The organism is Rhizobacter sp. P2_G4 (assembly GCF_056403575.1).
This window is the reverse complement of sequence record NZ_JBFUFG010000003.1, coordinates 529,691-542,930: the sequence shown is the minus strand read 5'-3', so window position 1 is coordinate 542,930 and position 13,240 is coordinate 529,691. Positions and strand designations below refer to the sequence as shown.

Below are 13,240 nucleotides of genomic sequence, written 5' to 3'. Positions count from 1 at the left end.
AGCGCAGTGCTCCATCGCTGCCCTTCGATACCTCAGGGCGAACGGAGCTGAGCAACTGAGGTACATCAACCGATGAGTCGCGCGTCGCGCACATGCGCCATGCTCACGGCCCCACCGCAGCGCGCAGGCGGCTTCGCGACAGCGGCAGATCGCGAATGCGCACGCCGGTGGCGTCGGCCACGGCGTTCGCAATGGCAGCCGCAGCAGGGCCTTGCGCGGCCTCGCCGGTACCGAGAAACGGCTGGCCCGGCCGGTCGATGATGTGCACGTCGAGCTGCTCGGGCACCTGCGGAAACCGCAAGATCGGGTAGGCGCCCCAATCGAGGCTGGTCACGCGCCAGCTGTCGAAGGTCACGGCCTCCAGCGTGGTCCAGCTGAGCGACTGCACGATGCCGCCTTCCATCTGGTTGCGAATGCCGTCGGGGTTGACCACCTCGCCGCTGTCGACCGCGGCCACCACGCGCAGCACACGCAGCTCGCCGCTGTCGCGCCGCACCTCCACCTCGCAGGCGATCGCCGCGTAAGCCGCGAGGTTCCTGTAGCGCGCAAACGCAAAGCCGCGGCCGCGCATCGGGCTGCGCTTGAACCGCGCCCAGCCAAAGCGGTCGGCGGCCAGCCGCATCACCTCTTGCGCGCGCGCATCGGGCATGTGGCCAATGCGAAACACCACCGGGTCGATGTGCGCAGCGCGCGCCAGCTCGTCCATGAAGCTCTCGATCGCGAACACGTTGAGGTAGGCGCCGAGTGAGCGCAAGGCCGACACACGCAGCGGCATCTGCGGCAAGAAGTGATGCACCACGTGCACCTGCGGCAATGCGTAGAGCGGAACCGCATTGCGGTCGCCACCCCCTTCGGGTTGCGGCAGCGGCTTGGGCGGCGTGGGCGTGAAGGGCTTGGCCAGGTGCGTGGCCGCGAGCAGGTCGCCGGCACCACCGGGCCGCGACGAATGCGTGCTGCTCCAGACCTCGTAGTTCCAGCTGGCGATGCCGCCTGTGGCATCGAGCGTGGCGCGGGCGCTTGCGATCATCGGTGGGCCGAAGGGCTCCCACGCGTGCTCGTCCTCGCGCATCCACTGCACGCGCACCGGCTTGCCGGGCCAGGCACGCGCCAGCAAGGCGGCATCGGCCGCCACGTCGTCGGCGCCGTTGTGGCCATAGCAGCCCGAACCCTCGGTGTGAATGCAATGCACGCTTGCCTCGGGCACGCCCAGCATCTCGGCCAGTGCCTTGCGCAGCGGGAACACGCCCTGCGAGTGCGTCCACACCGTGGTCTTGCCGTCGACCAGATGCGCCACCGCGCATGACGGCCCGATCGACCCGTGCAGCATGTAGGGCCGACGGTAGGTTGCGCTGAGGCCCCTGGTGCCGACACCCGCTGCGGCCGCCGGCGCGCGGCCCTGGTTGCGGATCACGAAGTCTTGCGAGGGCGAGCGGCGCACCGCGTCATACACCGGCTCCACGTCCTCCAGCGTCGCCTGCTCGCTCCACTGCGCGGCTTTCTCCAGGGCCCGCATCGCGGTGACAGCCTGGTACTCGCGCTGCGCGATCACGGCCAGAAAGCGACCGTCGCGCACGACCTTCAGCACACCGGGCATGCGCGCCACCGCCGCTGCATCAACCTGCGTCAACGAAGCACCCGGGCTCGGCGGCCGCACCACGCGCCCATGCACCATGCCGTCGAGGCGGATGTCTTGCACATAGGCCGCGCCTCCGCTCAGCTTGGCAGGTATGTCGATGCGCGGCAACGGCTTGCCGGCGACGGTGTGCGTGGCCGGGTCGCGCAGGCTCGCCTGCGGCGCAGCCTTCACGTGCAGCACCTGGCCCGCCGTCAGAAGCTCTTCGTAGCGCACGCTCTGCCCACCACCGCGGACCACGCCGTTCTCCACGCTCAGCTGCGCCACCGGCAGCGCGAGTCGCGTGGCGGCCAGACCCAGCAAGATGCTGCGCGCCTGTGCTGCTGCGTGGCGGATCGCAGTGCCGCTGTCCTGCATGGAATGGCTGCCCGCGGTGTAGCCCTCGTCGGCCGTGCGCTCGGTGTCGGCCGTGACGAGCGAGACACGCTCCGGCGCGACGACGAGCTCTTCGGCCGCCAGCTGCAGCAGCGCCGTCTTGATGCCCTGCCCCAGCTCGGCCTTGCCGGTGAACACCGTCACACGCCCGTCGGTGCCGACGCGCACCCAGCCGTCGATCATTGGCTGCTTGGCCAGACTGCCGGGCCGCGGCCCCTGTGCCGCCGCGTTCAGCGGCCAGCGAAACGACACCACCAGCGCGCCGGTGGCCGAGAGGAAGCGGCGCCGTTTCATGTGCGGCTGCGCAGGCCGTCGGCGGCACGCCGTACCGCCCGCAGGATGCGCATGTGGGTGCCGCAGCGGCACAGGTTCACCGCCATGTGGCGGCGGATCTCGGCGTCCGTCGGCGAGGGGTTGCGCTCCAGCAGCGCCTGGGCCCGCATGATCATGCCGGCGATGCAGTAGCCGCACTGCGCGGCCTGCTCGTCGATGAAGGCGCGCTGCATGGGCCCGGGCTCGTGCTTGCTGCCCAGCCCTTCGACGGTCTTGACCGGCCGCTCACCCACCACGCCGACCGGCACCAGGCAGGAGAACGCCGCCTCGGTGCCGATCATCACCGTGCAGGCACCGCACTGGCCGAGGCCGCAACCGAACTTGGCACCGTTCAGGGCCAGTTCATCTCGCAGCACATAGAGCAAGGGCGTGGCCGGGTCGCTGTTCACTTGCCGCGAACGGCCGTTCAACTGAAGCGTGATGGGTGCGGTCATGGTCTGGCCTTTCTTGTTGTGACAGGGTCATGGCGAGCGACTCTCCTTGACGGCCTTTGCCAGCTCGGGCCACGGCGGCAGCTCGGCCGCCGCGCGGCGCAGGTAGGCCGCAAGCGCGGCGAGCTGCTCGTCGGTGAGCGTGGTGCCAAAAGCCGGCATCCACCGGCTGGCGCTGCCCTCTTCGGGGATGACGCCTTCGCGCACGATGCGCAGCAGGCTCCGCGGGTCGGCGTCGTACAGCGCCACGGCCAGCGGCAATCGCAGCGCACCGTTCGACGACTGCATGCGGCCCAGGTCATGGCAACTCGCGCAGGCGCTGGCATAGACCGAAGCGCCCAGCGCCAACTGCTTGTCATCGGCCGGAGCCGGCGTGCCCGCCAGCGGCCGCGCTGCGCGCCGCAGGCTGGCCAGCGCGTTCAGCAGGCGCGGCTCGGAGTAGGAGCCCATCTTCGTCACCACGTAGAGCGCGATGGCCGCCACGTCGGCCTCTCGCGCCTGTGCGAGCGAGGCGACCACGCTCTGCATCGGCCCACCGGCAATCGCGTGGTCGCGTGCAATGCCGGTGCGCAGGTACTGCGTCAGCTGCTCAACGGTCCACGGCACCGGTGAGGGGTTGGCCTCGTTGAGCGGCGGGGCGTACCAGCCCTCGGCCTCGCCGCCGGCGAACTCCTTGCCGCGCCGCGGGGCGCCCAACACATTGCGAGGCGTGTGACACGAGCCGCAGTGGGCCAGCGCCTCCACCAGGTAGGCGCCGCGGTTGAACCGTTCGCCCTGAATGGCATCCGCCTCGAACGGGTCGGGGTCCAGGAACAGCAGGTTCCAGCCGGCCACCAGGCGGCGCCAGCCGAACGGAAACTTCATGTGGTTGGGCGGTTCTTCGGCGTGCACCGGCGTTCGCGTCATCAGGAAGGCATACAGGGCCCCGAGATCGGCGTCGGTCAGCTGGGTGAAGTGGTCATACGGGAAGACGGGATACAGCTGCTGCCCGTTGCGGCCAATGCCTTCGCGCATGGCCCGCACGAAGGCCGCTTCGGACCACAGGCCGATACCGGTCTCGGCATCCGGCGTCAGGTTGCTGCCGATCACGGTGCCGAAGGGCGTTTCCATCGGCACACCACCGGCATAGGGCGCACCGTCGCGCGTGGTGTGGCAGCCGCTGCAGTTGCCGATGACGGCGAGCTGCTCGCCCCACACAACCCGCTCAACCGAAAAGGAAGCCCGAGACAAGGGCGGCGCGGGCGCAATGGGCGCATGCCACATCAAGGTCACCACGGCCCAGGCAACGAGTGCCAACACCACGACGGCAACCACCACCAGCAGGCGCTTGCGCAATGACCGCTCATGCGGGCCACGGTGCTTCATTGCCGTGGCCTCCAAGTCGCCAAGTCATCGCGGAACAAGAGCTGGGTCATGGGGTTGTCCCTTGCTTCTCAGCAGCAACGGAGCAAGGCATGTTCCGAGGGATGAACGCGGCATGGCGGCAAGTCGAGCAGCAGGCACGCGGCAAGAGCAAGCGAGATGCCACTTTCAAGGTCGCTTTCAAGTCGTTTCCACGTATGAATAACTGAGGTCGTCAACGCAAATTTCCGCCGCTTCGCGATTCATAATCAACGCGAGGGCCGCCCGGCATCGAGAGCCGAGAACAACGGTCACGAGGAGATTCCGCTCGCATGAGTCAACTGAATCCAGACAGGGCTGAAGAAGCCCTGGCCGACGAGCTCGACAACGTCGTCCCCACCCATGGCTACCAGATGCTGCCGGTGGTGGGGCTGGGGGGTTCGGCTGGCGCCATCACCGCCTTGCGGCAGTTTTTCGAAGCCATGCCTGCGGATTCGGGCATGGCCTTCGTGGTCATCGTGCACCTGTCGACCGAGCACGAGAGCCTGCTCGCCGAGATACTGCAGCGCAGCACCTTGATGCGTGTGGTGCAGGTGCGGGAGACCGAGCGCCTCGAGCCGAACACGGTCTACGTGATCCCGCCTCGCAAGTCCCTCACCACCATGAAGGACGGCACGCTGCGCCTGAGCGAGCTGCCGGTCGAGCGCGGCAAGCACGTCGCCGTGGACCTGTTCTTCCGCACGCTGGCCGACACGCACGGCCCGCACGCTTCGGCCATCGTGCTGTCGGGTGGCGATGGCGACGGCGCCATCGGCATCAAGCGCATCAAGGAGCGTGGCGGGCTGACCATCATCCAGGAGCCCGAGGAGGCCGAGCAAGGCGGCATGCCCCGCTCTGCCTTTGCGACGGGCATGATCGATTGGGTGCTGCCCGTGGCCGATATTCCGGCCCGGCTCCTCAAGTACCACGAACTCGAAACCAAACTCCGGTTGCCACAAGAGGAAGGCCCGCAGCCCGCGAAGCCGATGCCCACGCCGCCAGAGGCCGATGAGAGCCTGCTGCGCGAGATCCTCGCCTTCCTGCGGGCCCGCACCGGGCGCGACTTCTCGTACTACAAACGCGCCACCATCGTCCGGCGCATCGGCCGGCGCATGCAGGTCAACGGCGTGGAAGACATGACAGCCTACCTCGACTGCCTGCGCACACGGCCCGGCGAGGCCGGTGCGCTGCTGCAAGACCTGCTGATCAGCGTCACCAATTTCTTCCGCGATAGCGACTGCTTCGACGCGCTGCAAAGCCAGGTGGCCGCGCTGTTCCGCGGCAAGGGGCTGAGCGATTCGGTGCGGGTCTGGGTGGCGGCCTGCGCCACCGGCGAAGAGGCCTACTCGGTGGCCATGCTGCTGAGCGAATACGCCCGCACCCTGGAGTCACCGCCCTTGATCCAGGTGTTCGCGACCGACCTCGATGGAGGTGCCGTGCAGGCCGCACGTGAAGGCGTGTACCCCCACACCATCGAGGCCGACGTGTCGGAAGACCGCCTGCGCCGGTTCTTCACCCGCGATGCGCACGGCTACCGTGTGCGCCGCGAGCTGCGCGAAACGGTGTTGTTCGCCGTGCACGACCTGCTGAAGGACTCGCCCTTCTCGCGGCTCGACCTCGTCACCTGCCGCAACCTGCTGATCTACCTGACGCGCGACGCTCAGGCGCACGCTTTCGACATCTTTCACTTCGCGCTCAGGCCGGGCGGCCGTCTTTTCCTCGGTACGTCGGAGTCGGTAGACGAGGACAGCCCGATGTTCGGTCTGCTCGACAAGAAGCACGGCCTGTACGTACAGCAGCCGACGCCGCGCATGCCACCGCCCATCGCTTCAGGCTCCAGCACGCTGGCGCTGACCTTCGAGGCCCAGCAGCGCCACCAGATCAACGGCGCGGAACTGGCCGGCCAGGCTTTTGATCTGGAAACCGCCACGACCCGTCTCGCCTCGAACAGAAACACCGAACCGCGCAACCGCTCCTGGGGCGACATGCACCTGCGCCTGCTGGAGCACTTCGCGCCCCCCTCGGTGCTGGTCAATGGCGACTACGACATCCTTCACCTGTCGGCCAATGCCGGCCGGTTCCTGCAGTTCAGCGGTGGCGAGCCGAGCAGGAACCTGCTGGATGCGGTGAACCCCGGCCTGCGCATCGAGCTGCGCGCGCTGCTGTCGCAGGCGGCGCAGAGCGGCCACTCGGCCGAAGCGGCCCGCGTGCCTCTGGAACTTCACGGCCAGCCGTCGATCGCAACGCTTCGTGTCTCGCCGGCACCCGACGTCGGCACCGGCCTGTATCTGGTGGTGCTGCAACCCGAGGCGATGGGGCAGAGGGTCGACAGCGGCCGCGTAACGCTTCGCCCCGAGCCCGATGCCGTGGCACTGCACCTCGACCGGGAGCTTGAGAGGCTCAAGGCGCACCTGCGCGAGACGATAGAGCAGTACGAAGCCTCGACCGAAGAACTTCAGGCCAGCAACGAAGAGCTGCAGGCCATGAACGAAGAGCTGCGCTCGGCCACCGAAGAGCTCGAGACCAGCCGCGAAGAACTGCAGTCGATCAACGAGGAGCTGACCACCGTCAACCATGAGCTGAAGATCAAGGTCGACGAACTCGGCCACGCCAACAGCGACATGCACAGCCTGATGGACGCGACGGCCATCGCCACCATCTTCCTCGACCGCGAGCTGCTGATCACGCGCTACACGCCGCCGGCGGTGACGTTGTTCAACCTGATTCCCGGCGACCTGGGCCGGCCGTTGATGGACCTGTCGACCCAGCTCGACTACCCGACGCTGGTTTCCGATGCGAAGCGGGTGCTGGAAAACCTCATTCCCATCGAGCGCGAGGTCGAGGGCCAAGGCAGCTGGTTCCTGGCCCGCTCGCGGCCCTATCGCACCATAGAAGACCGCATCGCCGGCGTGGTGCTGACCTTCGTCGACATCAGCGAACGCAAGCAAGCTGAAGCCGCCTTGCGGCGCAGTGCCGAACTGATGCGCATGGTGATCGAGAACGCACGCGATTACGCGATCTTCTCCACCGACCTCACCGGCTGCATCACCGCGTGGAACACCGGTGCCGAGCGCCTGCTCGGCTACAGCGAGGGCGAGGTGCTGGGCGGTTCGGCCGAGATCATCTTCACCGAGGAAGACCGTGCCGCCGCCGTGCCCCAGCTGGAACTGGAGACCGCCCGGCGGGAAGGCCGCGCCTCCGACGACCGCTTTCACCAGCGCAAGGACGGCAGCCGCTTCTGGGCCAGCGGCGTGCTGATGGCCATGCACGGCGCCGGCGGCCCGGTGGTCGGCTACGTGAAGATCTTGCGCGACCAGACCGAGGCCCGCCAAGCGCAAGAGGCGCTGGAGAAAAGCCAGCATCAGCTGCTGGCGGCGCTGGCGCAGAACGAGAGCGCGCGGGAGGCTCTGGAAAGCGCCAACGCCGCGAAGGACCGGTTCCTGGCGGTGCTCTCGCACGAGCTGCGCACGCCGCTGACGCCGGTGGTGATGGCGGTCCACATGCTGTCACGCCGCGGGGACCTGCTGCCGGGCATGCGTGAAGCCCTGGAGGTGATTCACCGCAACATTCGCGTCGAGGCGCACCTCATCGACGACCTGCTCGACCTGACGCGCATCTCGCGCGGCACGCTCGAGATCCAGCACGAGCCGGTCGACATGCACGAGATCATCCGCAACGCGGTCGAGATCTCGATGCCCGACATCTCGGGCAAGCAACAGGAACTCACGCTGGCCCTGGAGGCTCCGGTCCACCAGCTCATCGGCGACACCCATCGCCTGCAGCAGCTGTTCTGGAACCTGCTGAAGAACTCTTCGAAGTTCACACCGTCGCACGGCCACATCGCCATCGAGACACGGGTGGAGGGCGGCAACTTCGTCGCCACCGTGACCGACGACGGCGCAGGCATCGACCCCGAGGCGCTGCCCCGCATCTTCGAGGCATTCACGCAGGGCGGTACCTGGGTGACCCAGCAGTTCGGCGGCCTGGGCCTGGGCTTGTCCATCTCCAAGGCCACGGCCACGGCGCACGGGGGCCAGCTGCGGGCAGAAAGCGAAGGCCGCGATTGCGGTGCCAAGTTCACCGTCGAACTGCCATTGCCCCCCATGACCTGACATCGAGCCAGCCATGATCAAAGCCAGCGCTCTCCCCCATTTCCTGCGGATCTACGTGCTCGAGAACGACACCGACAGCCGGAACATGCTGACGATGCTGCTGCGAAGCTGGGGGCACGCCGTTGATTCGGCCTCGACCATGGGTGAAGCGCTCGCGCACCTGCCCGGCCAGCGCTACGACGTGCTGATCTCCGACATCGGCCTGCCCGACGGCAACGGCTGGCAGATGATGGACAAGCTGCGGGAGTTGGGGACGCTGGGCAACATCGGCTACGCCATCGCGATGAGCGGCTACGGCATGGGCAGCGACCTCGAGAAAAGCCGCGCCGCCGGCTATCGCCACCACCTCATCAAGCCGATGGACATTGACCAGCTCGAACGGCTGCTGCTCGACATCATCAAAGAGATCGACGGCGACTCGTGAGCATTCAACGGCGCACGCGATAGCACCGCAAGCTCGCGCTACGCCGCCTCGCCGCTCACTTCTCCTCGGTGTCGGCCGCGTATTCCTTCAGGCGGTTGTAGAGCGTCTTCAGGCTCACGCCCAGCGCCGCGGCGGTCAGTTCCTTGTGCTGCTTGAAATGACGTAGCGTGCTCAGGATGAGATGGCGCTCGGCCTCGGCCAGCGACACCCCGAGCTGGATGCGGATCTCGCCGTCGGTCATTTCACTGGCGACCGCGGCCGCCGGCGGGTTGATCGGTAGCCACTCGTCGCTGATCTCGGCGCCGTCGGTCATCACGTAGCTGCGCTGCACCACGTTGCGCAGCTCGCGCACGTTGCCCGGCCAGCGGTAGAGAGAAAGCTTGAGCAAGGCGGCTGGTGAAAAGCGCTTCACCGCCCCTTCCTTCTGGCTCAGGCCCGCCACGAAGTGCTCGGCCAGCAGGCTGATGTCGTCACGGCGATCGCGCAGCGCAGGCAGCTCCATCGGGAAGACGTTGAGGCGGTAGAACAGGTCTTCGCGCAGGCGCCCTGCCGCCACCGCGGCTTCGGGCGAGCGGTTGGTGGCCGCGACGATGCGCACGTCGGCATCTTGCTGCACCGTGGAGCCCACCCGCAAAAAGGTGCCGGTCTCGAGCACGCGAAGCAGCTTCACCTGCAGCTCGAGCGGCATCTCGGTGATCTCGTCGAGGAAGAGCGTGCCGCCGTTGGCGCGCTCGAAGAAGCCCAGGTGCTGCCGGTCGGCCCCAGTGAAGCTGCCCTTCTCGTGGCCGAAGATTTCGCTCTCGATGAGGTGCGGCGAAATGGCGCCGCAGTTGATGGCCAGGAAAGGCGAATTGCGGCGGCGGCTCAGGTCGTGCAGCGTGCGTGCCACCAGTTCCTTGCCGGTGCCGCTTTCGCCGGTGAGCAGCACGCTGACCGAGGTGCCGGTCACGCGCGCGATCTGGTCGTAGATACGCTGCATGGGCTCGGAGCGGCCCCACAGGTGGCCGAAGCGGCCGCTGCGCTTCCATTCTTCGGTGACGCTGCTCAGCTCGGCGCTCAGGGCCGAGGGCCGCATGATGCGCGAGAGCATGCCATCGAGCTGCTTGGGGCTCACAGGCTTGACGAGGTAGTCGCCAGCACCGAGCCGCAAGGCCTGGATGGAAGTTTCTAGCGTGGCGTGGCCTGTGATCAGCACCACGTGCACATTGGCGAGCGCCGCTGCCGGCTCGAAGAGTTCGAGGCCCTGTCCGTCGGGCAACTGCAGATCGAGCAAGAGGAGCTCGGGCTGATCGAGGGCCAGCTGCCGCCGGGCGTCGCGCAGCGTGTGCACCACCGCCACCGTAAAGCCCGCCGCCTCGACCAACGCGGCCATCATGCGGGCCGAATCAACATCATCCTCGACGATCAAGACACGGCTCATCGGAACCTCTTTCATGTTGGAGCCAAGCTGCGAACTCTAGACAAAGTGCGATGGGCCTTCAATGCACTTTCACATGGAGGAGAGGGACGCGCTCATGGTTATAGATGAGAGGGCGGGGGGCACCGCGGCGGTCTCCATGCCTCACGCATGGTTGATTTCGCTTCGCAGTTGTTCGGGCCGCAAGGGCTTGACCAGGTGTGCATCGAAGCCGGCTTTCAGCGAGCGCTTGACGTCATGCTCCTGCCCGTAGCCGGTCAGTGCGATCATGCGGCCCGCGTAGCCGCCTGCACGCGCGCGCTTGGCCACCTGCAGGCCATCGAGCCGCGGTAAGCCGATGTCGACGATGGCCACGTCGGGGCGTTGCGTCAGCAGGGCCTGCAGGCCTGCTTCGCCATCGGTGGCTGACGACACTTCGTGGCCTTCAAGAGACAGCAGGTCGCACAGCGACTTCAGCGCATCCGGGTTGTCTTCGATCAGCAGCACGGTGTGCCTGGTTGCGCTGCGTGCCCATTCCTGAGGCGGCCGCTCCTGCGTGGCAGGCGCTGCCGGCAGGCGCACTTCGAACACGCTGCCCGCCGTCGAGCTTTGCACCGACACCATCCCGCCGTGCTTCTCGACCAGGCGCTTGACCAGCGCCAGGCCAATGCCCATGCCACCGGCCTGGCGGTCGAGCGGCTGTTCGCCCTGCACGAAGAGCTCGAACACATGCGGCAACAGCTCGGGCTCGATGCCGGGGCCGTTGTCTCGCACCTGTAACACGGCTTCGTCACCGTCGGGCCTGACCACGATGGCCACCTCACTGCCGGGCGGCGTGTGCTTCAGCGCGTTGCCGACCAGATGGTTCACCGCCTGTTCGATGTGATCCGGGTCCACTTCGACCCGCACCTCCGCAAAGTCCAGCACGAAGCGGTGGACTGACGCCTCGCTGCCCTGCTGCAGGCGGGTGACCACGCGCTCGACGAGTGCTGCAAGGTCGAGCTTCTGCTGGACCGGCGGCGCCTGGCCCGACATCGCACGTGTCATCGACAGCATCTCGGCCACCTTCTGCGAGAGGTGGCGTGTCTGCCGCTCGACGATCTCGCACGCGCTGGCCGACATCTCGGGCGTCGGGTTGCGGCTCAGCACGCCCACCGCGAACGAGATCGCACTCAAGGGGTTGCGCAGCTCGTGGCCGAGCATCGCCAGGAATTCGTCCTTGGCGCGGTTGGCGGCCTCGGCCTTCTCGCGCGCCAGCTGCTCCTGTTCGATCAGCGCCTGCTTGGCGTGCTCGGCCCGCTTGCGGTCGGTCACGTCGACGGTCACACCCACCATCTGCTCGGGGTTCCCGTCTGCCGAGTAGCTGATCGACAGACGGGTGGACAGCCAGCGTTCGATTCCGCCCGGCGGGCTCACGCGGTAGTCGAGCGTCTCTCTGTCCCGGCGGGCAGCAAAGGCGTGCCGCAGGCTCATCTCGATGTCGCCGCGGTCTTCGCTGTCCATCTGCCCTAGCAGGTCGGCCAGGCTGCTTTCGAGGCGCGTGGTGTCGAGGCCGAAGAGCTTGGCCTGGCCGGGCGTCCAGGTCAGCAGGTCGCGTTCGAACTGGTACTGGAAGAAGCCGACCGCACCGGCCTCCTGGGCCAGCTCGACCAGCCGCTCGCTCTGGCGCAAGCGGGTGTCGCTGCGCTGCAGGCGCGCCTCGGCCTGCATCTGCTCGGTGATGTCGACCATGGCAGCCACCGCGCCGCGCGGCCGACCGGAGGCGTCGCGCACCGGCACGGCACTGGCAATCACACGCCGCGTGGGCTGGCCAGGGCGGACCAGATCGAGCTGTGTCGTGGGCACCGCCTTGCCGTGCCGGGCCGCCATGCACACCGGCCAGTCATCCGCCCCCACCACCTTGCCGTCGCGAAGCACCCACCCGTTGTTCGACGCATCGGCAAACGGACCCATCAGGTCGTTCATCGCCTGGTTGTGGGTGACCTGGTTGCAAGAGGTGTCGTGAGCAAAGGCCAGGCCGATGGGCGTGCTGTAGAACAAGGCCTCGAACTCGTCGGCCTTGCGCTGCAGCTCGTCGCGGGCCGAGGCGTCGCGTTGCTGCGCTGTGCGCAGGGCATCTCGCAGCAGCGCCACCTCGTGCACCGCCACCGGCAGGCGCGGGTCGATGTCGCCGCGGCCGGCCAGCTGCTTCAAGGCGGCGGTCATGCGGCGGGCCGCAAAGAGCGCGAGCGAGACGCCTCCAAGCAGGCAGCTGGCCGCAGTGACGATCGCCACCAGCACCGTGCGCCGCTGGGCACTCTCGACCGGCTCGGCCGGCACGACCACGCTCACGCCCCAGCCGGAGGCCGGCACGCGGTGCCAGGCGCCATAGCTTTCGCCGCCCTCGGGCAACGCGATTCGGCCAACGCCCACCAGTTCATCGGCCCCTTTGGCATCGGACAGCGTGCGGCCGACGAAGCGCCCCGGCGCCACCGTTCGCGCGATCACCCGGCGATCGCGGTCGTACAGCGTGCCCACGCCGGTGGTCAGCGCGACGCCCCGCTGGATGAGCACCTGCCACACGCCCACCGGTACCCAGGCGCCCAGCGCGTAGCGAGGGATGCCGTTGATGCTGACCGGCACGGCAATCAACGACGAGTACTGGTTGGTCGAACGATCGACCACCAGGTTGGAGATCAGCGGGAAGGGCTCGGCCCCCATTCGGCGCAGCTCGGGCAACTGGCTCAGCACATCGCGCCCGGCGCCCCGGCCCGGCGGCTGCGCGGTGTCGAACACCACCCTGCCGTCGAGATCGATCAGGAAGGCGCTGCGCCAGCCGGTGCGCAGCCTGCCGGGTGAGCGCAGCGAGCGTTCGAACTGGCGCAGATCGCCGTCGCGCAGGCTTTCAGACAGCCCGAGCGTGTTCAAAGCGTCCACCGACGCATTGAGCTCGCGCTCGATGGCCAGCGCCAGCGAAGACGACGCGCTGGAGAGCATCTCCTGGCGCCGCGACTCTTCGCCTTGCATGTGGTGGAAGAGCTGGTAAGACATCAGCGCGGCCACCGGCGCCGTCGACAGCAGCAACAGGAAGACGAGGTAAGTGCGCAGGCTCGGCTGCAGCCACGATTTTTTCGCTGGCCTCGTCCGTTCAATCAGTTTGAAGTTGATCGCCATCGC

The 13,240-nt window shown here is 67.7% G+C and carries 7 protein-coding genes; 2 read left to right on the top strand and 5 right to left on the bottom strand.

What is annotated here, in order from left to right; all coding sequences use genetic code 11:
- Window positions 1-103 precede the first annotated feature (103 nt).
- Genes AC1DYS_RS15345 through AC1DYS_RS15335 form a run of 3 tightly spaced genes read right to left on the bottom strand, consistent with a single transcriptional unit; the run spans window position 104 to window position 4,137 of the window.
- Window positions 104-2,302, bottom strand: coding sequence for a xanthine dehydrogenase family protein molybdopterin-binding subunit (locus AC1DYS_RS15345; protein WP_477900551.1), 2,199 nt, complete (start codon window positions 2,300-2,302; stop codon window positions 104-106).
- Entirely contained in the window at window positions 2,299-2,775 is a 477-nt protein-coding gene (locus tag AC1DYS_RS15340; protein ID WP_477900549.1) for a (2Fe-2S)-binding protein, read from the bottom strand. The genes AC1DYS_RS15345 and AC1DYS_RS15340 overlap by 4 nt, the downstream gene beginning before the upstream one ends.
- Before the next feature lie 27 nt (window positions 2,776-2,802).
- Window positions 2,803-4,137, bottom strand: a complete 1,335-nt coding sequence (locus AC1DYS_RS15335) for a cytochrome c (RefSeq protein WP_477900547.1) — start codon at window positions 4,135-4,137, stop codon at window positions 2,803-2,805.
- A gap of 308 nt (window positions 4,138-4,445) precedes the next feature.
- Between AC1DYS_RS15335 and AC1DYS_RS15330 the strand changes: the two genes are divergently transcribed.
- Together AC1DYS_RS15330 and AC1DYS_RS15325 are read left to right on the top strand one after the other, a co-directional pair.
- A complete protein-coding gene (locus AC1DYS_RS15330; RefSeq protein WP_477900545.1) occupies window positions 4,446-8,264 on the top strand; it encodes a CheR family methyltransferase in 3,819 nt (1,272 codons plus the stop codon).
- Between the two features lie 13 nt (window positions 8,265-8,277).
- On the top strand, window positions 8,278-8,688 hold the full coding sequence (locus AC1DYS_RS15325; protein ID WP_477900543.1) for a response regulator: 411 nt from the start codon (window positions 8,278-8,280) through the stop codon (window positions 8,686-8,688).
- A gap of 55 nt (window positions 8,689-8,743) precedes the next feature.
- Here the strand turns inward: AC1DYS_RS15325 and AC1DYS_RS15320 are convergent, their stop codons facing one another.
- Window positions 8,744-10,108 (bottom strand): sigma-54-dependent transcriptional regulator, encoded by a 1,365-nt coding sequence (locus tag AC1DYS_RS15320; protein WP_477900541.1) that lies wholly within the window; start codon window positions 10,106-10,108, stop codon window positions 8,744-8,746.
- Between the two features lie 141 nt (window positions 10,109-10,249).
- Window positions 10,250-13,237, bottom strand: a complete 2,988-nt coding sequence (locus AC1DYS_RS15315) for an ATP-binding protein (protein WP_477900540.1) — start codon at window positions 13,235-13,237, stop codon at window positions 10,250-10,252.
- Between the last annotated feature and the right edge of the window lie 3 nt (window positions 13,238-13,240).

Excerpts from the sequence above, each read along its gene's own strand:
- AC1DYS_RS15320 (WP_477900541.1), bottom strand. The coding sequence starts at position 10,108 with ATGAGCCGTGTCTTGATCGTCGAGGATGATGTTGATTCGGCCCGCATG.
- AC1DYS_RS15340 (WP_477900549.1), bottom strand. The coding sequence starts at position 2,775 with ATGACCGCACCCATCACGCTTCAGTTGAACGGCCGTTCGCGGCAAGTG.
- AC1DYS_RS15330 (WP_477900545.1), top strand. The coding sequence starts at position 4,446 with ATGAGTCAACTGAATCCAGACAGGGCTGAAGAAGCCCTGGCCGACGAG.
- AC1DYS_RS15345 (WP_477900551.1), bottom strand. The coding sequence starts at position 2,302 with ATGAAACGGCGCCGCTTCCTCTCGGCCACCGGCGCGCTGGTGGTGTCG.
- AC1DYS_RS15315 (WP_477900540.1), bottom strand. The coding sequence starts at position 13,237 with ATGGCGATCAACTTCAAACTGATTGAACGGACGAGGCCAGCGAAAAAA.
- AC1DYS_RS15335 (WP_477900547.1), bottom strand. The coding sequence starts at position 4,137 with ATGAAGCACCGTGGCCCGCATGAGCGGTCATTGCGCAAGCGCCTGCTG.
- AC1DYS_RS15325 (WP_477900543.1), top strand. The coding sequence starts at position 8,278 with ATGATCAAAGCCAGCGCTCTCCCCCATTTCCTGCGGATCTACGTGCTC.